At 70.2% G+C, this 17,631-nt stretch carries 21 protein-coding genes; 13 read left to right on the top strand and 8 right to left on the bottom strand.

The window, feature by feature from the left end; translation table 11 throughout:
* The first annotated feature begins 143 nt into the window (after positions 1–143).
* The 4 genes from ACIBFB_RS04830 (at position 144) to ACIBFB_RS04815 (ending at position 5,110) form a co-directional block, all read left to right on the top strand.
* Positions 144–1,433 carry an ABC transporter substrate-binding protein gene (locus tag ACIBFB_RS04830; RefSeq protein ID WP_397226251.1) on the top strand — a complete coding sequence of 430 codons (1,290 nt, stop codon included), beginning with the start codon at positions 144–146 and terminating at the stop codon, positions 1,431–1,433.
* A 28-nt stretch (positions 1,434–1,461) separates the two neighbouring features.
* Positions 1,462–2,478 (top strand): carbohydrate ABC transporter permease, encoded by a 1,017-nt coding sequence (locus tag ACIBFB_RS04825; protein ID WP_397226249.1) that lies wholly within the window; start codon positions 1,462–1,464, stop codon positions 2,476–2,478.
* A gap of 161 nt (positions 2,479–2,639) precedes the next feature.
* Positions 2,640–3,416, top strand: coding sequence for a carbohydrate ABC transporter permease (locus tag ACIBFB_RS04820; protein ID WP_397226246.1), 777 nt, complete (start codon positions 2,640–2,642; stop codon positions 3,414–3,416).
* A gap of 29 nt (positions 3,417–3,445) precedes the next feature.
* Positions 3,446–5,110, top strand: a complete 1,665-nt coding sequence (locus tag ACIBFB_RS04815; protein WP_397226244.1) for a glycoside hydrolase family 13 protein — start codon at positions 3,446–3,448, stop codon at positions 5,108–5,110.
* A gap of 69 nt (positions 5,111–5,179) precedes the next feature.
* On the opposite strand, the gene ACIBFB_RS04810 is transcribed toward ACIBFB_RS04815, so the two are convergent.
* The gene (locus ACIBFB_RS04810; protein ID WP_397226242.1) at positions 5,180–5,311 is read right to left on the bottom strand and encodes a hypothetical protein; all 132 of its coding nucleotides are present in this window, start codon (positions 5,309–5,311) and stop codon (positions 5,180–5,182) included.
* Between the two features lie 235 nt (positions 5,312–5,546).
* On the opposite strand from ACIBFB_RS04810, the gene ACIBFB_RS04805 reads away from it, so the two are divergent.
* From ACIBFB_RS04805 to ACIBFB_RS04795, 3 genes are read left to right on the top strand one after another with little or no spacing between them, the layout of a single operon-like run.
* Positions 5,547–6,161 carry a biotin transporter BioY gene (locus ACIBFB_RS04805; RefSeq protein ID WP_397226240.1) on the top strand — a complete coding sequence of 205 codons (615 nt, stop codon included), beginning with the start codon at positions 5,547–5,549 and terminating at the stop codon, positions 6,159–6,161.
* Complete coding sequence (locus ACIBFB_RS04800) at positions 6,161–6,850, top strand: energy-coupling factor ABC transporter ATP-binding protein (RefSeq protein WP_397226238.1); 690 nt, start codon at positions 6,161–6,163, stop codon at positions 6,848–6,850. Before ACIBFB_RS04805 ends, ACIBFB_RS04800 begins: the two co-directional genes overlap by 1 nt.
* A complete protein-coding gene (locus ACIBFB_RS04795) occupies positions 6,847–7,485 on the top strand; it encodes an energy-coupling factor transporter transmembrane component T family protein (protein ID WP_397226236.1) in 639 nt (212 codons plus the stop codon). Before ACIBFB_RS04800 ends, ACIBFB_RS04795 begins: the two co-directional genes overlap by 4 nt.
* 29 nt (positions 7,486–7,514) lie before the next feature.
* Here ACIBFB_RS04795 and ACIBFB_RS04790 read toward each other — a convergent pair whose 3' ends face one another.
* Entirely contained in the window at positions 7,515–7,658 is a 144-nt protein-coding gene (locus ACIBFB_RS04790) for a hypothetical protein (protein WP_397226234.1), read from the bottom strand.
* Here ACIBFB_RS04790 and ACIBFB_RS04785 point away from each other — a divergent pair.
* The 4 genes from ACIBFB_RS04785 to ACIBFB_RS04770 all read left to right on the top strand — a co-directional run bounded on the left by ACIBFB_RS04785 (position 7,657) and on the right by ACIBFB_RS04770 (position 9,680).
* The gene (locus tag ACIBFB_RS04785; RefSeq protein ID WP_397226232.1) at positions 7,657–8,568 is read left to right on the top strand and encodes a serine hydrolase; all 912 of its coding nucleotides are present in this window, start codon (positions 7,657–7,659) and stop codon (positions 8,566–8,568) included. The two genes, ACIBFB_RS04790 and ACIBFB_RS04785, sit on opposite strands and share 2 nt — an antisense overlap.
* Positions 8,569–8,635: 67 nt before the next feature.
* A complete protein-coding gene (locus ACIBFB_RS04780) occupies positions 8,636–8,788 on the top strand; it encodes a hypothetical protein (protein ID WP_397226230.1) in 153 nt (50 codons plus the stop codon).
* Between the two features lie 218 nt (positions 8,789–9,006).
* Positions 9,007–9,372 carry a type II toxin-antitoxin system RelE/ParE family toxin gene (locus tag ACIBFB_RS04775; RefSeq protein WP_397226228.1) on the top strand — a complete coding sequence of 122 codons (366 nt, stop codon included), beginning with the start codon at positions 9,007–9,009 and terminating at the stop codon, positions 9,370–9,372.
* A complete protein-coding gene (locus ACIBFB_RS04770) occupies positions 9,372–9,680 on the top strand; it encodes a helix-turn-helix domain-containing protein (RefSeq protein WP_397226226.1) in 309 nt (102 codons plus the stop codon). Before ACIBFB_RS04775 ends, ACIBFB_RS04770 begins: the two co-directional genes overlap by 1 nt.
* 41 nt (positions 9,681–9,721) lie before the next feature.
* Here the strand turns inward: ACIBFB_RS04770 and ACIBFB_RS04765 are convergent, their stop codons facing one another.
* Entirely contained in the window at positions 9,722–10,480 is a 759-nt protein-coding gene (locus tag ACIBFB_RS04765) for an SDR family oxidoreductase (protein WP_397226224.1), read from the bottom strand.
* Between the two features lie 345 nt (positions 10,481–10,825).
* Between ACIBFB_RS04765 and ACIBFB_RS04760 the strand changes: the two genes are divergently transcribed.
* Positions 10,826–11,323, top strand: a complete 498-nt coding sequence (locus ACIBFB_RS04760) for an ATP-binding protein (protein ID WP_397226222.1) — start codon at positions 10,826–10,828, stop codon at positions 11,321–11,323.
* A gap of 260 nt (positions 11,324–11,583) precedes the next feature.
* Positions 11,584–12,426, top strand: a complete 843-nt coding sequence (locus tag ACIBFB_RS04755) for a helix-turn-helix domain-containing protein (protein ID WP_397226220.1) — start codon at positions 11,584–11,586, stop codon at positions 12,424–12,426.
* Between the two features lie 207 nt (positions 12,427–12,633).
* Here ACIBFB_RS04755 and ACIBFB_RS04750 read toward each other — a convergent pair whose 3' ends face one another.
* The 5 genes from ACIBFB_RS04750 to ACIBFB_RS04730 all read right to left on the bottom strand — a co-directional run bounded on the left by ACIBFB_RS04750 (position 12,634) and on the right by ACIBFB_RS04730 (position 17,551).
* Positions 12,634–12,867, bottom strand: coding sequence for a DUF397 domain-containing protein (locus ACIBFB_RS04750; protein ID WP_358571008.1), 234 nt, complete (start codon positions 12,865–12,867; stop codon positions 12,634–12,636).
* A 315-nt stretch (positions 12,868–13,182) separates the two neighbouring features.
* Entirely contained in the window at positions 13,183–14,250 is a 1,068-nt protein-coding gene (locus tag ACIBFB_RS04745) for a metal ABC transporter substrate-binding protein (protein ID WP_397226217.1), read from the bottom strand.
* Positions 14,251–14,351: 101 nt separating this feature from the next.
* Complete coding sequence (locus ACIBFB_RS04740) at positions 14,352–15,023, bottom strand: potassium channel family protein (RefSeq protein ID WP_397226215.1); 672 nt, start codon at positions 15,021–15,023, stop codon at positions 14,352–14,354.
* A 34-nt stretch (positions 15,024–15,057) separates the two neighbouring features.
* Positions 15,058–16,527, bottom strand: a complete 1,470-nt coding sequence (locus ACIBFB_RS04735; RefSeq protein ID WP_397226213.1) for a TrkH family potassium uptake protein — start codon at positions 16,525–16,527, stop codon at positions 15,058–15,060.
* A gap of 106 nt (positions 16,528–16,633) precedes the next feature.
* The gene (locus ACIBFB_RS04730) at positions 16,634–17,551 is read right to left on the bottom strand and encodes a cation diffusion facilitator family transporter (protein ID WP_397226211.1); all 918 of its coding nucleotides are present in this window, start codon (positions 17,549–17,551) and stop codon (positions 16,634–16,636) included.
* Positions 17,552–17,631: the final 80 nt, after the last annotated feature.

Genomic DNA, 17,631 nt, shown 5'->3' with positions numbered 1-17,631 from the left:
TTCAGGTTGGGATCCAGGGGCGATCCACCCCCGTCCTCCGACGCGCCGAGACAACGTTGTCAGGCGGCGCTGGGGAGGCATGGCCGACAGGGCCGTGCCACCCGACCACGTTCCCCTCCGCCGACTCCACGAGGAGTGACGACATGAAGAGCCCCAAGAGAGCCCTGACGGGCGCGGCACTGGCCTCGACCCTGGTCGTGGTGACGACCTCCTGCGCCACCGACGGCGAGGCCTCGGGTCCGGACGGCTTCGAGGGGCGCGGCCCCATCACCTACGTCGCGGGAGCCGACTCCACCGGTCTCGTCCCGCTCATCATCGACGACTGGAACCAGGACCACCCTGACGAGCAGGTCACCTTCATCGAGCTGCCCGAGCAGCCCGACGCCCAGCGTCAGCAGATGATCCAGAACGCCCAGACCCAGGCCGACACCTTCACCGTGCTCTCGGTGGACGTGGTGTGGACGGCGGAGTTCGCCGCCAACGGGTGGATCGACGAGCTGCCCCGTGACCGCTTCGACCTCGACGCCATGATGGAGCCCGTCGTGGCCACGGGCGAGTACCAGGGGCGCCTGTTCTCGGTTCCCGAGAGTTCCGACGGAGCGATGCTCTACTACCGCACCGACCTGCTGGAGGCCGCCGGGATCGACGGTCCGCCCGAGACCTGGGCGGAGATGACGGCGGTCTGCGAGGCCGTTCTGGCCCTCCCCGAGGCCGCGGACATGTCCTGCTACGCGGGCCAGTTCGAGAAGTACGAGGGCCTCACCGTCAACTTCGCCGAGGCCGTGGGCTCGGCCGGGGGCTCGATCGTGGACGAGGGCGGCACGGTGACCGTGGACTCGCCCGAGGCCCGTGAGGGACTGGACTTCCTCGTCGGTGCCTTCGACGACGGGCTCATCCCCCGCGAGGCCGTCACCTACCAGGAGGAGCAGGGCCGTCAGGCCTTCCAGGACGGCGAACTCGTCTTCCACCGCCAGTGGCCCTACCAGTACGCCCTGGCCAATGCCGAGGACGGATCCAGCGAGGTCGCCGGGCTCTTCGACGTGGCCCCCCTGCCGGGCCTGAACGGCCCCGGCACCTCCAGCCTGGGCGGTCACAACCTCGCCGTCTCCGCCTTCGCCGAGAACAGGGCGACCGCCCTGGACTTCATCGAGTACTTCACCAGCGAGGAGAAGCAGCTGCGTGCGCTCCGTGAGGCCTCCCTCGCCCCCGCCTACGCGCACCTGTACGACGACCCCTCACTGGTCGAGGAGTACCCGTACCTGCCCGTCCTGAGGGAGTCCATCCTCAACGGGGTGCCGCGCCCGCGCGTGGTCCGCTACGGCGACACCACCGCCGCCATCCAGGACGAGGCCTACGCCGCCCTCACCGGTGACAAGACCGCCGAGCAGGCCCTGAGCGACCTCCAGGCCCGCCTCGAAGGCCTCACGTCCTGACCGGCGCGGATCCGACAAGGGACCACCCATGGCACAGACACAGACCCGCCCCGGGCCACGACCGCGTTCCCAAGACGCGCGCGCCCATCGGCGCACGTGGAGCTCAGGCTCCCTCGGCGCCCTGCTGACCGCGCCCACGTTCATCGTTCTGGCCGTCGTCGTCCTCTATCCGGCCCTGTCCGCCGTACGGCAATCGCTGTACGGCGCGCCGGGCCTGGACCCCGACACCGGCTTCGTCAGCGACACCGACCCGTTCGTCGGCCTGGAGAACTACCTGGCCGTCTTCACCGAGAACGGCGCCCGCTTCTGGAACGCGTTCGCCAACACCCTCTTCTTCACCGTGACCGCCGTGTCCCTGGAGACCGTCCTGGGTGTGCTGATGGCGCTGGTCATGGCCAGGGCGCTGCGCGGTCGAGCCGTGGTCAGGGCCAGCATCCTCATCCCCTGGGCGGTCCCCACGGCGGTGGCCGCGCTGCTGTGGCGATGGATCTTCAACGCGGACGGCGTCGCCAACGCCCTGCTACCGGGACAGGTCCTGTGGACCGCCGAGGGTGTCCAGGCCCAGATGGCCGTCATCATCGCAGAGGTGTGGAAGACCTCGCCCTTCATCGGGCTGCTGGTCCTGGCCGGACTGCAGATGATCCCGGGGGAGGTGTACGAGGCGGCCAGGGTGGACGGGGCCTCGGCCTGGGCGCGGTTCTGGCACATCACCCTGCCCATGGTCCGCCCCGCGCTCCTGGTCGCCGTCCTCTTCCGTGTCCTGGACACCATGCGCATGTTCGACATGCCCTACGTCCTCATCGGACCCCGCAAGAGCTCGGTGGAGACACTGTCGATGTTGGCCCAGGACGAGGCCGCCAACGTGCGTTTCGGACCGGCCTCGGCCTATGCGGTGCTCCTCTTCCTGCTCGTCTTCCTGATCGCCTTCACCTTCGTCAAACTGCTCGGCGCCGACGTCGTCGGCGAGGACGGCGCCAAGGAGCGGCCGCGCCGTCCGCTCGGTGCCCGACTGCTGCACCGCACCGCCAAGGGGGACGCCCGATGAACCCGGCCACCGCCTCCAGACAGGCACGAGCGTCCGAGGCACCGGCGCACCCGCGGCGGCCCCAGGGGGGTACGCGTCGCACGGATGACCCACGGTCCTCGGTCCGGCGCCGCCGGTACCGGCCCTCCGAGTGGCTGACCTCGATCGGAATCCTGGGCATCGTGGTGTTCTGCCTGGCGCCCTTCTACTGGATGGTCGTCTCCAGCCTGCGCCGCACCTCCGACATCTTCGAGAACTCGCCGCTGCCGTCGGTGGTGTCCGCCGAGAACTACGTCGCGGTGGTCGACCCGCAGATGGGGTTCGGACGCGCGCTGCTGAACAGCATCGTCGTCGCAGGTATCACGACGGCGTGCGCCCTGTTCATCGCGATCCTCACCGCCTACGCGGTGGCTCGGCTCAACTTCCCGTTCAAACGCCTGGTGCTGACCACGATCATCGCCACGTCGATGTTCCCCGTGGTCTCCCTCGTGGTCCCGCTGCTGCGGCTCTTCGCCGACATCGGGTGGATCAACACCTACCAGGCGATGATCGTCCCCAGCATGTCGTTCGCGCTGCCGCTGGCGGTGTGGATCCTCACGGCGTTCTTCCGCCAGATGCCCATGGCGCTGGAGGAGGCGGCCATGATGGACGGCTGCACCCAGGGGCAGGCGTTCCGCAAGGTCATCCTGCCGTTGGCGGCGCCGGGCATCTTCACCACGGCGATCATCACCTTCATCGCCGCGTGGAACGAGTTCCTCATCGCGCTGACCATGACCAACGACGCCGCGATGCAGACCGCGCCCGTCGCGCTGTCCCGGTTCACGGGCGCGACCCAGTTCGAGACGCCGTTCGGCACCCAGATGGCCGCCGGCGTGATCGTCACGATCCCGTTGGTTCTCCTGGTGCTGTTCTTCCAGCGCAGGATCGTCGACGGACTGACCGCCGGGGCGGTCAAATGACGTCCCAGACCCACCGAAACGGAGCCTCCATGACCGACATCCTCGCGCCCCGCCCCGCCGGAGGCGGTGAGTGGTGGCGTACCGCCGCCGTCTACCAGATCTACATCCGGAGCTTCGCGGACGGGAACGGCGACGGGGTCGGTGACGTCGCCGGACTGCGCGCACGCCTGCCCTACCTACGCGACCTGGGCGTGGACGCCGTATGGATCAACCCCTGGTACCTGTCGCCCATGGCCGACGGCGGCTACGACGTCGCCGATTTCCGCCGGATCGATCCCGTCCTGGGCACCCTGGAGGAGGGGATCGAGTTCATCGCCGAGGCGCACGACCACGGCATCCGCGTCATCCTCGACATCGTGCCCAACCACGTCTCCGACCAGCACGCCTGGTTCCAGGAGGCGCTCGCGGCGGCCCCCGGCTCGCCCGCGCGCGAGCGGTTCCTGTTCCGCGACGGCAAGGGCCCCGGCGGGGACCAGCCGCCCAACGACTGGCGCGCGGCCTTCGGCGGTCCGGCCTGGACGCGCACCACCAATGCCGACGGCACGCCGGGCCAGTGGTACCTGCACCTGTTCGCTCCCGAGCAGCCGGACCTGAACTGGGAGCACCCGGAGGTGCGCGCCGAGTTCGAGTCGATCCTGCGCTTCTGGTTCGACAAGGGCGTGGACGGGTTCCGCATCGACGTCGCGCACGGTCTGGTCAAGCACCCCGACCTGCCCGACTTCCCCCGGCACGAGCACGACCAGCATCTGACCCGGGACGGGGCCGAGCACCCCCACGCCGACCGCGACGGCGTGCACGAGATCTACCGGGCCTGGCGCGCGATCGCCGACGAGTACGACGGGGACCGGGTTTTCGCCGCCGAGGCGTGGGTGCCCAGTCCCGAGCGCCTGGCGCGCTACCTGCGCCCCGACGAGCTGCACACCGCGTTCAACTTCCACTTCCTGGAGGCGTCCTGGGAGGCCAAGGCCATGCGCGGGGCGATCGACGACTCCTTCGCGGCCCTGAGTCCGATCGGCGCCCCGGTGACGTGGGTACTGTCCAATCACGACGTGGTGCGCCACGTCTCGCGCTTCGGCCGCCCCCTCCACGCCCAGAACAAGAACCTGGGACTGGTCTCGGACGTCCCGGTCGACCTGGAGTCGGGCACCCGCCGGGCGCGGGCCGCCGCGCTGCTGTCGTTGGCCCTGCCCGGAAGCGTCTACCTCTACCAGGGCGAGGAACTGGGGCTGTGGGAGGTCGAGGACCTGCCGCCCGAGGTGCTCCAGGACCCCACGTGGGAGCGGTCGGGGCACACCGACCCCGGCCGCGACGGGTGTCGCGTGCCGCTGCCCTGGGCGGGGGAGGAGCCGCCGTTCGGATTCGGCGGCGCGGAGCCGTGGCTGCCCCAACCGGCGGCCTGGCGCGAGCTGACCGCCGAGGCTGAGGCCGCACGGTCGGACTCGATGCTGAACCTGTACCGGGAGGCGCTGCGCGTGCGCCGGAGTGAGCCGGGCCTGGTCTCGGCGGAGATGTCCTGGACCTCCTCACCGGAAGGGGTCCTCTCCTTCGACCGGGGCGAGGGCGTGCGGTGCGTGGTCAACTTCGCGGACGCGCCGTACCCGCTGCCCGGGGATGCCGACGTGGTCCTGGCCAGTGAGCCGGTCGAGGACGGCCTGCTCCCCACGGACGCGGCGGTGTGGCTGCGCCTGGTGTGACGCCTGACGCGGCCCGCCGCCGACGGTCCCCGTCGGCGGCGGGCCGCGCCGGTGACGGGGCCGAGCACGTCAGGGCTGGCGCGGCAGGGGAAGCGGAACCACGGGGGACAGGAGTTCGGGGACGTCCCGACACAGCTCGAAGAACACGCCGGAGCCGAACACCGACCGGGAGCGCCCGCAGCGCGCGGCGAGCGCGTTCACCAGTGCGAGGCCCCGGCAGCATTCGGCCACCTGACCCTTCCGGGAGCCGACTGGACCGCCCTGCTGACCTCCCTCCGCACGGACTCCGCCTCCCGCGCGGAGTGACGCGCGTCTCAGGCGGACTCCCACAACACCGGGGCGTGCCGTTCTGTGTGTCCCGGTCTACCTCGGCGTAATGGACATAACGGACAATGGTGTCTGGTCCACCCCCGACATCTCCCCGAGGAAGTCCCCAATGTCCACCCCGACGACCGCCCGCGTTCGCTACAAGGGCCTCACCGCCCGCGACCTGTCGCTCATCGCCGTCTTCGCCGCCCTCATCGCGGCGCTGAGCGTCGCCGTGGCGATCCCCATCCCCTTCTCCCCCGTGCCGATCACCCTCCAGACCCTCGGCATCATGCTCGCCCCCAGCCTCCTCGGCTGGAAGCGCGGCACCCTCGCCGTCGCCGCCTTCCTGGCGCTCGGCCTCGCCGGGCTCCCCCTCTTCGCGGGCGGCCGCGGCGGTCTGGCCGTCCTGGCCGGACCCTCCGCGGGCTTCATCGTCAGCTGGATCTTCGCCGCCCTGGTGATCGGCGTGCTCACCGACCTCATGGTCCGCGGCGGCAGGTACTCCTTCGTCAAGGGCCTGGGGATCAACCTGGTCGGCGGCATCCTCGTCATCTACGCGATCGGCGTGCCGTGGATGGCCGTGGTCCTCGGCGACGGCGTCCTCGCCGCCGGGTACTCGATGCTCGCCTTCCTGCCCGGTGACGCGGCCAAGGCCGTGGTCACCGCCCTGATCGCGGCCACCGTGTACCGCGCCTACCCGATCCCGCCCGCCGGACGCCCGCTCCCCGACGAGGCCGCCTGATGCTCTGCCTGGAGGGGGTGTCCCACTCCTACGACGGCCGCGCCGTGCTGCGCGACGTCACCCTCGATCTCGCCGAGCACCGCATCGGCGTGATCGGGGCCAACGGGTCCGGCAAGTCCACGCTGGCCCGGACCCTCAACGGCCTCGTCGTCCCGGACCGGGGCACGGTGTCGCTGGGGGAGTGGGACACCCGGCGCCACGCCAGGCGGATCCGCCGCAGGGTCGGGTTCGTCTTCTCCGACGCGGCGCACCAGATCATCATGCCGACCGTCGTCGAGGACGTGGAGATCGGGCTGCGCGCCCTGCGGCTGGGCGCCGACGAGACCGCCCGCCGGGTCGACCGGATCCTGAAGCGGTTCGGCCTGGACGGGCACCGGGACCACCCCGGGCACCTGCTCTCGGGAGGCCAGAAGCAGCTCCTGGCCCTGGCGTCGGTCCTGGTCACCGAACCCGACGTGCTGGTCTGCGACGAGCCCACCACCCTGCTCGACCTGCGCAACACCCGTATGGTGCACCGCACGCTGGACGGCCTCGACCAACAGGTCGTCCTCTTCACCCACGACCTGGACCTGCTCGCGGACTTCGACCGCGTCCTGGTGATCGACGACGGCCGCGTGGTCTTCGACGGCGCCCCCGATGCGGCGGTCACGTTCTACACCGACCGCATGGTCGAGGGGGCCGACCGGTGATCGGCCTCTACGTGCCGGGGGCGGGGCCGCTGCACCGGGTCCCGGCCGGGCCCAAACTGCTGGTCCTGCTGCTGGTCGGCGTCGCCCTGATCGTCGCCTCCCACCACTGGCTCGCGGTGGGCGTCCTGGCCGCTGCCCTCGTCCTGTATCCGGCGGTCGGCCTCCCCCCGCGCCACGCCTTGGGCGCACTGCGCGTCCTGTGGCCGTTCCTTCTGGTCATCGGGGTCTTCCAGACCCTGTTCGGGGACTGGCAGACGGCCCTGCGGCTCTGCGCGCAGCTGGCCGCGCTCGTGCTGCTGGCCAACGCCGTCACGCTGACCACACGGGTGCACGCCATGCTCGACCTCTTCGAGCGCACGGCCCGGCCCCTGGCCCGTGTGGGGGTCAACCCCGACCGCGTCGCCCTGGTCCTCGCCCTGACCGTCCGCTCCGTGCCGATGGTCCAGGTGGCCTGGCGGTCCGCCCGGGAGGGGTACCAGGCCCGGGGCCTGTCCGGGCGCCCCTACCTGCTCGTGGTGCCGGTGATCGTCCAGCTGCTGCGGATGGCCGACGCGACCGGCGAGGCCCTCGTGGCCCGCGGTATCGACGAGGAGACGCACGGTCCACGGGAAGGAACGTCCGGAAAAGGTCCGTAATCGGCCATTCCGATTGCATATCGGCTGGATCAGATTCCGGTCTGTGGGTTGATAATGGGCAAAACAGCCCAATCCACCCGCTCACGGACCGGTGATAGCGTGCCGCGGCGTTCTTTTGCCGACTCGCGCACCTGGCCGCGCGCGCTCGCGGCGGTCACGGTGGCTGTGGCCATGGCCCTCGTCCTGCCCGGGGCGGGCTCGGCCGTGCGCGGGAACCCCGGCCCGGTGGGTGTCGCGGTGGGAGACGCTCCCCCTGTGCTGACCGCGCCCGAGCCCCAGGACGGCGAACACCCCGCGGGCGGCTCCGTGCTCACGCCGGAGCGGAAGGACGAGCTCGCGGCGCGGGTCGCGGCGGTCATCGAGGACCGCGGTGTGCGCTGCGGCATCGCCGTGCAGGACCTGCGCACGGGCACCACGTTCAGCCACGCGCCGCAGGACCCCTTCTACACGGCCAGCACGGTCAAGCTGACCGTCCTCACCCTGCTGCTCCTGCGCGCCGCCGAGGAGGGGCGTGACCTGACCGCCGCTGAGCGCGCCCAGGCCGAGCGGATGATCCGCTACAGCGACAACGTGGTCACCGACGGCCTCTACCTGCGCGCCGGCTTCACCGAGGGCTTCGAGCGGGGCGCCCGGAGGCTCGGATTCACCGGAACCGAACCGCATCCGCGCGGGAGGTGGGGAGCCACGCTCACCACCGCCTCCGACCAGATCCGCCTGCTGCGCGCCCTGTACACCGACGACAGCCCTCTGTCGGAGGCGGACCGCGCCTACGTGCGCGCCCTGATGGAGTCGGTCGCCCCCGAACAGGCGTGGGGGGTCAGCGCCGCGGCCGGTCCGGTGGACACCGTGGGCCTGAAGAACGGCTGGGTCCCGCGCCGGAGCAACGGCGGCCTGTGGAACATCAACAGCGTGGGCTACGTGGTCGGCCCGGACCGGGAGTACCTGGTCGCCGTGCTCTCCGACGACCACCCCGACTACGTCTCGGGTGTGGGCATGGTCGAGGAACTGGTGTCCGTCGTGATCGGGGAGATCGAGGCCCCCGGAGGGCACGCGCCGGGTGCGTCCGGAACCTCGGTCCGATGACCCGGAGCGGATCGCGGTCCGAGAGGCCCCGGCCTTCGGCAGGGCACCGTACGATCGGCGGCCAGCCATGACCACCGACGGGATCGCGTGCATCGAGGAAGGCGGGACCGCACCGACGGTCGACCTGCTGCGCCGACTCGCGGCAGCGCTCGACGCGGATGTCCGGCTGACGGCCGGGCACGACATCGACTCGGTGTGGTTCGAGCCGCACGCCGCCTGAACGGTGCGGGAGGGCGCCTCAGGCGCCCTCCCGCCCGGCTGTCAGTCGAGCGGACCGCTGGTTGCGCGCTATGTACTGACCTGGAACCGCGGTGTTTCCTACCGCCCTCGGACTTCTCTGAGCTGACCCCGGTGGGCCCGGAGATCCCGCGAAACGCATGTCACCGTGGGTGATGGGACACTACTGTTGGCGCAGTTCTGACAAGGTGGGAGCCCAGAGTGCGTGAACTGCACGACTTCGAGATGGAGCCAGAGGTACGTGACTGGCTTGACAGTCTGAGCGACAGTGACTTCAAACGCGTGGACGAGGTCGCCGGGATGCTGGCCGAGCGAGGAAGTGGACTGGGTGGCCCCTGGTCAGACCATCTGGAGGGGCCGGTATGGGAGCTACGCGTTCGCTTGCGAGGAGTGGCCGCCCGTGTAACGTACTGGTGCAGACCCGACGGCAGGATCGTGCTGCTCACGGTCTTCCGCAAAACGAAGCAGCATGATCAACGGCAGATCGACAGGGCGGTTCGGGCGCAGAAGATCTGCGCGAACGAGCATGACGGGCCGGTCGTTGAGAGCTACGAGAGGCGGGTGTGATGGCTGGTTACCACACGCGTTGGGTGCGTCCGGATCCTCGGCCCGAAGACCCGGAGCGGATCGCGATTCGGGAGGCCCTAGCCTTCGGTAAGGCACTCTACGACCGGCGGACGGCTCTGGGGCTCTCCGTGGACGAGCTGGCTGAACGGGCGGCCATGATTACTGACGAGATCGAGTGCATCGAGGAAGGCGGGACAGCACCGACGGTCGACCTGCTGCGCCGACTCGCGGCAGCGCTCGACGCGGATGTCCGGCTGACGGCCGGGCACGACATCGACTCGGTGTGGTTCGAGCCGCACGCCGCCTGAACGGCGCGGGAGGGCGCCTCAGGCGCCCTCCCGCACGGCTGTCAGTCGAGCGGGCCGCCCGCGACGTAGATGACCTGACCGGACACGAAGCCCGCGCCCTCACCCGTGAGGAAGGCGATCGTGTTGGCGATGTCCTCCGGCACGCCCACGCGCCGCACCGGGATCTCGGCGGCCTTGAACTCCTTCATGGCCGCGTAGTCGACGCCGATCCGCTCGGCGGTCGCCCGTGTCATGTCCGTCTCGACGAACCCCGGCGCGACCGCGTTGCACGTGACGCCGAACTTGCCCAGCTCGATGGCGAGGGTCTTGGTGAACCCCTGGAGGCCCGCCTTGGCCGCGGAGTAGTTGGCCTGCCCGCGGTTGCCCTGCGCGGAGGAGCTGGACAGGTTGACGATCCGGCCCCAGCCGTGTTCGGTCATGTGCGCCTGGGCGGCCCGGCTCATGAGGAACGCGCCCCGCAGGTGCACGTTCATCACGGTGTCCCAGTCCTCCACCGACATCTTGAACAGCAGGTTGTCGCGGAGGACCCCGGCGTTGTTCACCAGGATCTGCGGCGGGCCCAGCCGCTCGGCGACCGTGTCGACTGCGGCCGCCACCTGGTCGGCGTCGGACACGTCGCAGCCGACCGCGACCGCCCGACCTCCCTCGGCCGTGATCCGGTCCACGACCTCCTGGGCGTCGGTCTCCTTCAGGTCCAGCACGGCCACGGCCCGGCCCTCTCGCGCCAACCGCTCGGCGGTGGCGGCGCCGATTCCTCGGGCCGCGCCGGTCACGATGGCCACACGGGGTGTGGGGGACATGGTGTTACCTCCAAGGTTCACGGGTGGGCGCGGGGGAATCCTACCGTCATGCCTACCGGTCGGTAGGTCGCCGGGGTGGTGAATACGGAAGTTCTCCGCGGCCCCCTGACGTGCGCCGTAATCCTCGTGCACGATGGGTGTCCCGGTTTCCCTGCACATTGTCATGCCTTGGCCTACGATTGCCTCCAAGGCCAGGGTGCACGTGCATTCGAACCGTGCAGTGGCACGCGCTGAGGGGTCGTCGCGCCGATCCTCAACGCGGAGCGCGGACTTCTCGTCGTTTTCCGAAAGCGTACGACGGCAGGGACGTGTTCGGGGCACGGGCGCCGGGGAGGAGTGGAAGGCATGGAATGTGCGGAGGCGGTGGCGGAACCGGCCGGCGGCTGGTGGTTCAGAGTCCTGAAGCACGGTTCCAGCCGGTGGAACACGCCCGTGTGCGGTGACCGCCACGACGCCGTCACGTGGGCCTTCGAGCCCCGGCCGGACGCGGTGGGCGCCGCACGGGAGATATCCGGGGCCCTTCTCCGCGAATGGGAGATGGGGTACTTGTCCGACGATGTCTCGGTCGTCGTTTCCGAATTGGTCACCAATGCGGTCCGCCACGGCGCGCCGCTGCCGGTGGCCAGGAGCGGCGAGGGCGGTATTCAGCTCTCCCTGATGCGCAGCGGCCGCGAATTCATCTGCGCGGTTCGCGACGGCGGAGAACGGTGGCCGCGCAGAAGGCAGCCGGACCTGACCCTCGAAGGTGGGCGGGGGCTTGCACTGGTGAGTGCTTTCGCGCGAGAGTGGGGAGTGATTCCGACACCTCCCAGCGGAAAGTTCGTTTGGGCGCAATTCGTGTGAGGCGCGCCCCGGGGCCCGGTGGACGACCGGCCCCGCCGCCCTCCGTGCCCGCGACCGGTCGAGGGGCTCCGTGGCGGTCCGGTGACCGGATGTGGCTCCGTGCGTACGGACGCATTGGCTATATCGTGTACGTGTGGTGTCCTGGCCGCGCGGCAAAGGTGTCCGATCGGTCAGGATACCCTTGTTCGGGGAATGACAGAGAGGCGGCGAAGGTGGATATCGCTCGATTGCGCAAGGGGAGTGGCCCCACCGTGCGTCGCATGCTCCTCGGGCACGAGCTTCGGCAGTACCGCGAACAGCGTGGTATCACCCGCGAGGACGCGGGCAACCGGATTCGCGCGTCCGCGTCCAAGATCAGCCGGATGGAACTCGGCCGGGTCGGTTTCAAGCTCCGGGATATCGAGGACCTCCTCAAGATGTACGGGGTCACCGACCGTAAGGTCGTCAGGCAATTCCTCGAAGTGGCCCGTGAATCGAACAAGCCGGGCTGGTGGAAGGAGTACGGCGACTCCCTGCACAAGTGGTTCGTCCGCTACGTCGGATTCGAGGAGGCCGCCGACCACATCCGGATCTACGAGTCCCAGTTCGTGCCCGGTCTGCTCCAGACCGAGGAGTACGCGCGCGAGATCATCTCCGGCGGCGTCGAGACCGACATGGTCACCGAGCAGCGGATCGAGGCCAGACTGCGCAGACAGCAGCGGCTCGACCGCGACAAGGACATGCGCATGTGGGTCATCCTCGACGAGGCGGCCGTCCGTCGGCCCATCGGCGGCAAGACGCGCGGCCGGGAGATCATGCGCGGGCAGATCCGGCGGCTGATCGAGTTCTGCCGGGACTACGACAACATCACCCTCCAGATCGTCCCCTTCGAGGTGGGCGCGCACGCCGCCGAGGCGGGGTCGTTCACCCTCCTGCGCTACTCCGACTTCGAGCTCGCGGACCTGCTCTACCTGGAACAGCTGACCGACGGTGAGATCGTCGACCGCCGCAGCGTGGTTGAGGCCTACACCAAGGCGATGACCAGGCTGAGCGTCGCGGCGGCCACGCCGGACGAGACGCTGGAGATGCTCGAGGAGATGCTGGCGGACCTGGAGAGGGACTGAGGTCCACGCGTTCGACCGGGGGACACGCGCGTGCCCTGATCCGGCGCGGGTCGCGCGCCGACCCGGCGGTCCTGGGGGCTCCGTCACGACGGCGGAGCCCCCAGGTGTCGCGGCCGCCCGACCAGGGTGAGAGAGTCCCGGCGCGGCCGCTCGGGTGGACGGCCGTCCGAAGGGAAGTCCGGACCGTGCCGTCGGATCGTTCGGACGTCAGCTCAGCAGGTTGTCGAAGTCACCGTCCTTGGCGCCCAGGATGAGGCAGTCGATCTCCTCCTGGGTGTAGACCAGCGCGGGCCCGGACGGGAAGCGGGAGTTGCGCACGGCGATCGAGCCGTCGCCCAGCCGTGCCATCTCCACGCAGGCGCCCTGGGAGTTGCTGCGCTTCGCCTTCTGCCAGGCCACACCGGTGAGCTCGGTCGCGGTGATGCCGTTGTGTGCGGTCATGTGCTCTGCTGCTCCTTTGTCGCTTGAGGGGAAGTGCCGTGCTGATGCACTGACATATGCACGTGCATCAGCACTGTCGCGATTCACAAGACTAGCGTGACGGCGGCCACTTGTCCCGGGCTTTCGCGCGATGTAAGCGCCATGTAATCGGCCCCCCGCCGCGGAGCGACGGGGGGCCGGACAAACGCCCCGACAAGACGACAGAGCACGCGGACGAAGGGGCGTTTCCCGAGCAGGGGAGCGCGCGGACGGGTGAGCCCCACCGGCAGGGGGGCCGGTGGGGCTCGGGAGGGGGAGGGAGATGGTCCTGTTCGGTCAGCCGCAGTCCAGGGCCGTGGTCAGCGCGGCGAGGTTGCCCCGCATGATCGACGGGTAGTCGTCACCGGGGGACTGGTCGGTCACGCCCTCGAGCGGGTCGAGGACCGCCACCTCGGCGCCGGTCTCCGCGGCGATGGTCTCCGCGGTCGCGGCGGGCATCAGCGGCTCGGTGAACACCGTCGTGACACCGCGCTCGGAGACGATGTCCGTGATCGCCGCGATCTGCGAGGGAGAGGGTTCGGTGTCGGGGTCGACGCCGCTGACGCCGATCTGCTCCAGGCCGTGGGCCTCGGTGAGGTAGGAGAACGCGGTGTGCCCGACGACCACCTCGCGGCTCGCGCACTCGGCGAGACCCGAGTCGTACTCCTGGCCGATCGCCTCCAGTTCGGCGGTGACGGCCTCGGCGTTGTCCTCGTAGGCCTGTGCGCCGTCCGGGTCGAGTTCGCCCATCCGGTCCGCGAGGGCGTGGGCGGCCTCCGCCATCAGGTCGACGTCGAGCCAGAAGTGGGGGTCGAGGTCGCCGTGGTCGTGCCCGTCGCCCTCCTCGTGCCCCTCCTCCTCGGAGTGCCCCTCCTCCTCGGAGTGCCCCTCCTCCTCGTGTGCGTCCTCCTCGGAGTGGGCCCCGTCCTCGTGTCCCTCCTCCTCGTGGGCGTGCTCCTCCTCGCCCTCGTGGTCGTGTCCTCCGCCGTCCCCGACGGCGTGGAGTTCGACCACGTCGGCGACGTCGAGCGCGGCGTCCGCCGCCTCCTGTTCGACGGCCTCGTCGACGGCGGGCTGGAGACCCGAGACGTAGAAGGCGACGTCCGCCTCGCTGACCTCGCCGACCTGGCGGCCGGTCAGTTCGAGGTCGTGGGGTTCGCTGCCGGGCTCGGTGAGCTGGGTGACGGAGACGCGGTCGCCGCCGACCTGCTCGGCGAGCCACTCCAGGGGGTAGACGCCGGTGACGAGGCTCAGCCCGGCGTCCTCCGTGCCGTCGGCCCCGCCCTCGCCGCCGCCGCACGCGGTGATCATCATGAGTGTCGCGGCGCCGAGGGCTGCGGCCCGCACGGTTGTCCCAGTTCGCATGGGACCATCATGAGGACAATGAAAACGGTTGTCAATTTGTCTCCGTGGTGAGGAAGATCCCGATCCGGCGGTCCCCGACGTGCGGCGGCGCGCCCGTCCCGTCAGTCCGCCTCGGCGAACCGCTCCACGTCCTCGGTGCGGCCCGCGACCACGATCACGTCCCCCTTGCTCAGTACGGTCTCCCGGCTGGCGTAGGTGAACGCCGCGCCCCGGTGCTTGACCGACACCACCGTGATCCCGTACTTCTGGCGGACCCTGGTCTCGGCCAGGGGCCTGCCGATGAGCTCCTTGGGCGCCTTCGTCTTGCCGAGGGAGAACCCCTCCTCCAACTCGACGTAGTCCAGCATCCGCCCCGACACCAGGTGCGCGACCCGCTCGCCCATGTCGTGCTCGGGCAGGACCACGTGGTGCGCTCCGACCTGTTCGAGGATGCGGCCGTGCCGACGGCTGACCGCCTTGGCCCAGATGTCGGGAACGCCGAGGTCGACCAGCTGCGACGTGGCGAGGATGCTCTCCTCCAGGTGCGAGCCGATCGCGACGACCGCGTGGGTGAACTGCGCGGCGCCGATCTGCCGGAGCGCCTCGTCGTCGGTGGCGTCCGCGATGACGGTGTGCGTCAGCGCGTCGGCGAACATCTGCACCAGGCGAGGGCTGGAGTCCATCCCCAGCACCTCCCAGCCGTGGTTGACCAGCTCCAGTGCCATGGAGCTGCCGAACCGGCCCAGGCCGATGACCAGGATGCGTTTGTCGGATTCCTTCTTGGTGTACGGCACGGGGCCTTCCTCCGGTGACTACGTGTACGGGTGTTCAACCGATCATCGTCCGGCCCTCGGCCAGGTCGTAGCGGCGCTTGCGCTCCCGGAAGGCGATGGCGGTGACGAACGTGACCGGACCGATGCGTCCCGCGATCATCAGCACGACCAGCAGCAGTTGGGCCCACGGCGGCAGCTCGGGAGTGATCCCCATCGACAGACCGACCACGCCCACGGCCGAGACCACCTCGAACAGGGTCTCCATGAAGGTGAACGCGGTGGTGTGCAGGAAGAACACGGTCGTCACCGCCACCACCGTCATGGACAGGAAGGTCAGGCTCAGGGCCTGCCGGATGATGTCCGAGGGGAGGCGCCGGCCGTAGACGTGGACCCGGTCGTGCGCGCGCACCTCCGACCACAGCACGAGGAAGAGCACCGCCAGTGTGGCGACCTTGATGCCGCCCGCCGTTCCGGCGCTTCCGTTGCCCACGAACATCATCATGATGGTGAGCAGGAGCGTGGAGTCGTTCATCGCCCCGGTGTCGGTGACGTTGAAACCGCCGCTGCGCGGCATGACCCCGTGGAAGAATCCGTCGGTGATCCGCGCCCACCAGTGCAGACCGCCCAGGGTGTCCGGGTTGCCCCACTCCATCGCGATCACGAGGACCGCCGAGACCCCGAACAGGAGGGAACTCGTGACGATGGTCAGCCGGGTGTGCAGGCTCCAGTGCTTCGGGACGCGCCAGTGGCGGTGCAGTTCCAGGAGCACGGGGAAGCCGATGCCGCCGAGGACGACGGCCACGGCCACGGCGCCGAGGATGACCGCGTCCCCGGAGAAGCGCGTGAGGCTGTCGTCGTACAGGGACAGACCGGCGTTGTTGAACGCCGACACCGAGTGGAAGAAGGCCGAGTAGGCGGCCTCGCCGAAGCCCATGCCGTGCCCGAGCCACATGGCGGGCATGACGACCGCGAACGTCCCCGCCTCGATCACCAGGCAGACCAGCGCCACGCGGCTGACGATCCCGCGGACGTCCCCGACCGCCAGTGCCCGGTTCTCGGCCTGCACGTTGAGCTGCATGCGCAGGCTGAACCGCTGTACGAGCGCGGAGCCGAGCAGGGAGGCCAGGGTCATGATGCCGATGCCGCCGACCTGGATCAGCACGAGGACCACCGACTGGCCGAAGACGGACAGCTGACCGCCGATCGAGATCACCGACAGGCCGCACACGGCGAGCGCGCTGGTCGAGGTGAAGACCGCCGCGACGAAGTCCAGCCCCTCACCGTCGGTCGAGGCCGCGGGCGTCATCAGCAGACCGGCGCCCAGAAGGTCGGCGGCCACGAACATCAACAGGAAGGCGCGGGCGGGCTTGCCCCATGCTGTGCGCGGCCGGTAGGGCGAGCGCTGGTCGGAGGAGGGGCGGCGCGCGCCCAGGGGGATCCGGCTCAGGACACGGCCCAGGAGCCGCCGGGTCGCGCTGGCCGTCTGCGCGGCGTTCGCGCGCGCCCCATCGGGAACCCACCCCATGATCCCGTTTCCACCCGAGTTTCCACATACGCCTTGTCCGGACCTGAACGATTCTGCCATCAGGTCCGGACCGAACGCGTCACGGAACGCGGGTCGTCGTCGGTGCTCAGGCGTGTCTGGCGCCTTCGTGGTCGGCGTGGCCGGGCGGCTCCAGCTGCAGGGTCGAGTGCTCCACGTCGAAGTGTCCGGTCAGGCAGGCGTGGAGTTCGTCGAGCATCCGCCCGCTGTCCCGGAGCCGTTCCTCGTCCACCACCACGTGCGCCGACATCACGGGCACGCCCGAGGTGATGGTCCACGCGTGCAGGTCGTGGACGTCGACGACGGAGGGGTGGCCGAGCAGGTGTTCGCGGACCTCGCCGAGGTCCATCCCGCGCGGGGTGGCCTCCAGCAGGATGTGCACGGCGTCCTTGAGCAGCGACCACGCGCGGGGGACGATGATGGCGGCGATGGCGAGGGAGATGAGCGTGTCGATGCGGCTCCACCCGGTCATCCAGAGCACGACGCCGCCCACGATGACGCCGACCGAGGCCAGGGCGTCGCTCATCACCTCGACGTAGGCGCCCCGGACGTTGAGGCTCTCCTCGGCCCCCGAGCGCAGGACGAGCAGCGCGACGACGTTGGCGACCAGGCCGACACCGGCCACGAGCACGACTCCGGGGCCGGACACCTCGGCCGGTGACCGCAGCCGGTCGACCGCCTCGATGACGATGAAGCCGCACAGGGCGAAGAGCGCGAGCGCGTTGACGGCGGCGGCGAGGATCTCGGCGCGCTGGAAGCCGAAGGTCCGCCTGGTGGTGGCGGGCCGGGCGGCGAGCCACACGGCGGCCAGGGCCAGAGCCACCCCGAAGGAGTCGGTGGCGGTGTGCCCGGCGTCGGCGAGGAGCGCGAGGCTGCCGCTGACGAGGGCGCCGCCCACCTGGATGACGGCGACGGCGAGCATCAGCCCCAGCGCGAGCGCCAACCGCCTGCTGTGGGCCGCCCCGGCGGTCGTCGTGCCGTGCCCGTGCCCGTGTCCGGCACCCATCGCGCACCCCTCTCGGACGGACGTGTCCCGGCTCCGTCCCGGCGCCGGCACATGATTCAGTCACCACTGTTTATACAGTC

The sequence above is a fragment of the Nocardiopsis sp. NPDC050513 genome (assembly GCF_044457925.1).
Classification (GTDB): domain Bacteria; phylum Actinomycetota; class Actinomycetes; order Streptosporangiales; family Streptosporangiaceae; genus Nocardiopsis.
The sequence above is the reverse complement of the archived record's forward strand: the minus strand, read 5'-3'. Positions and strand labels throughout refer to the sequence as shown.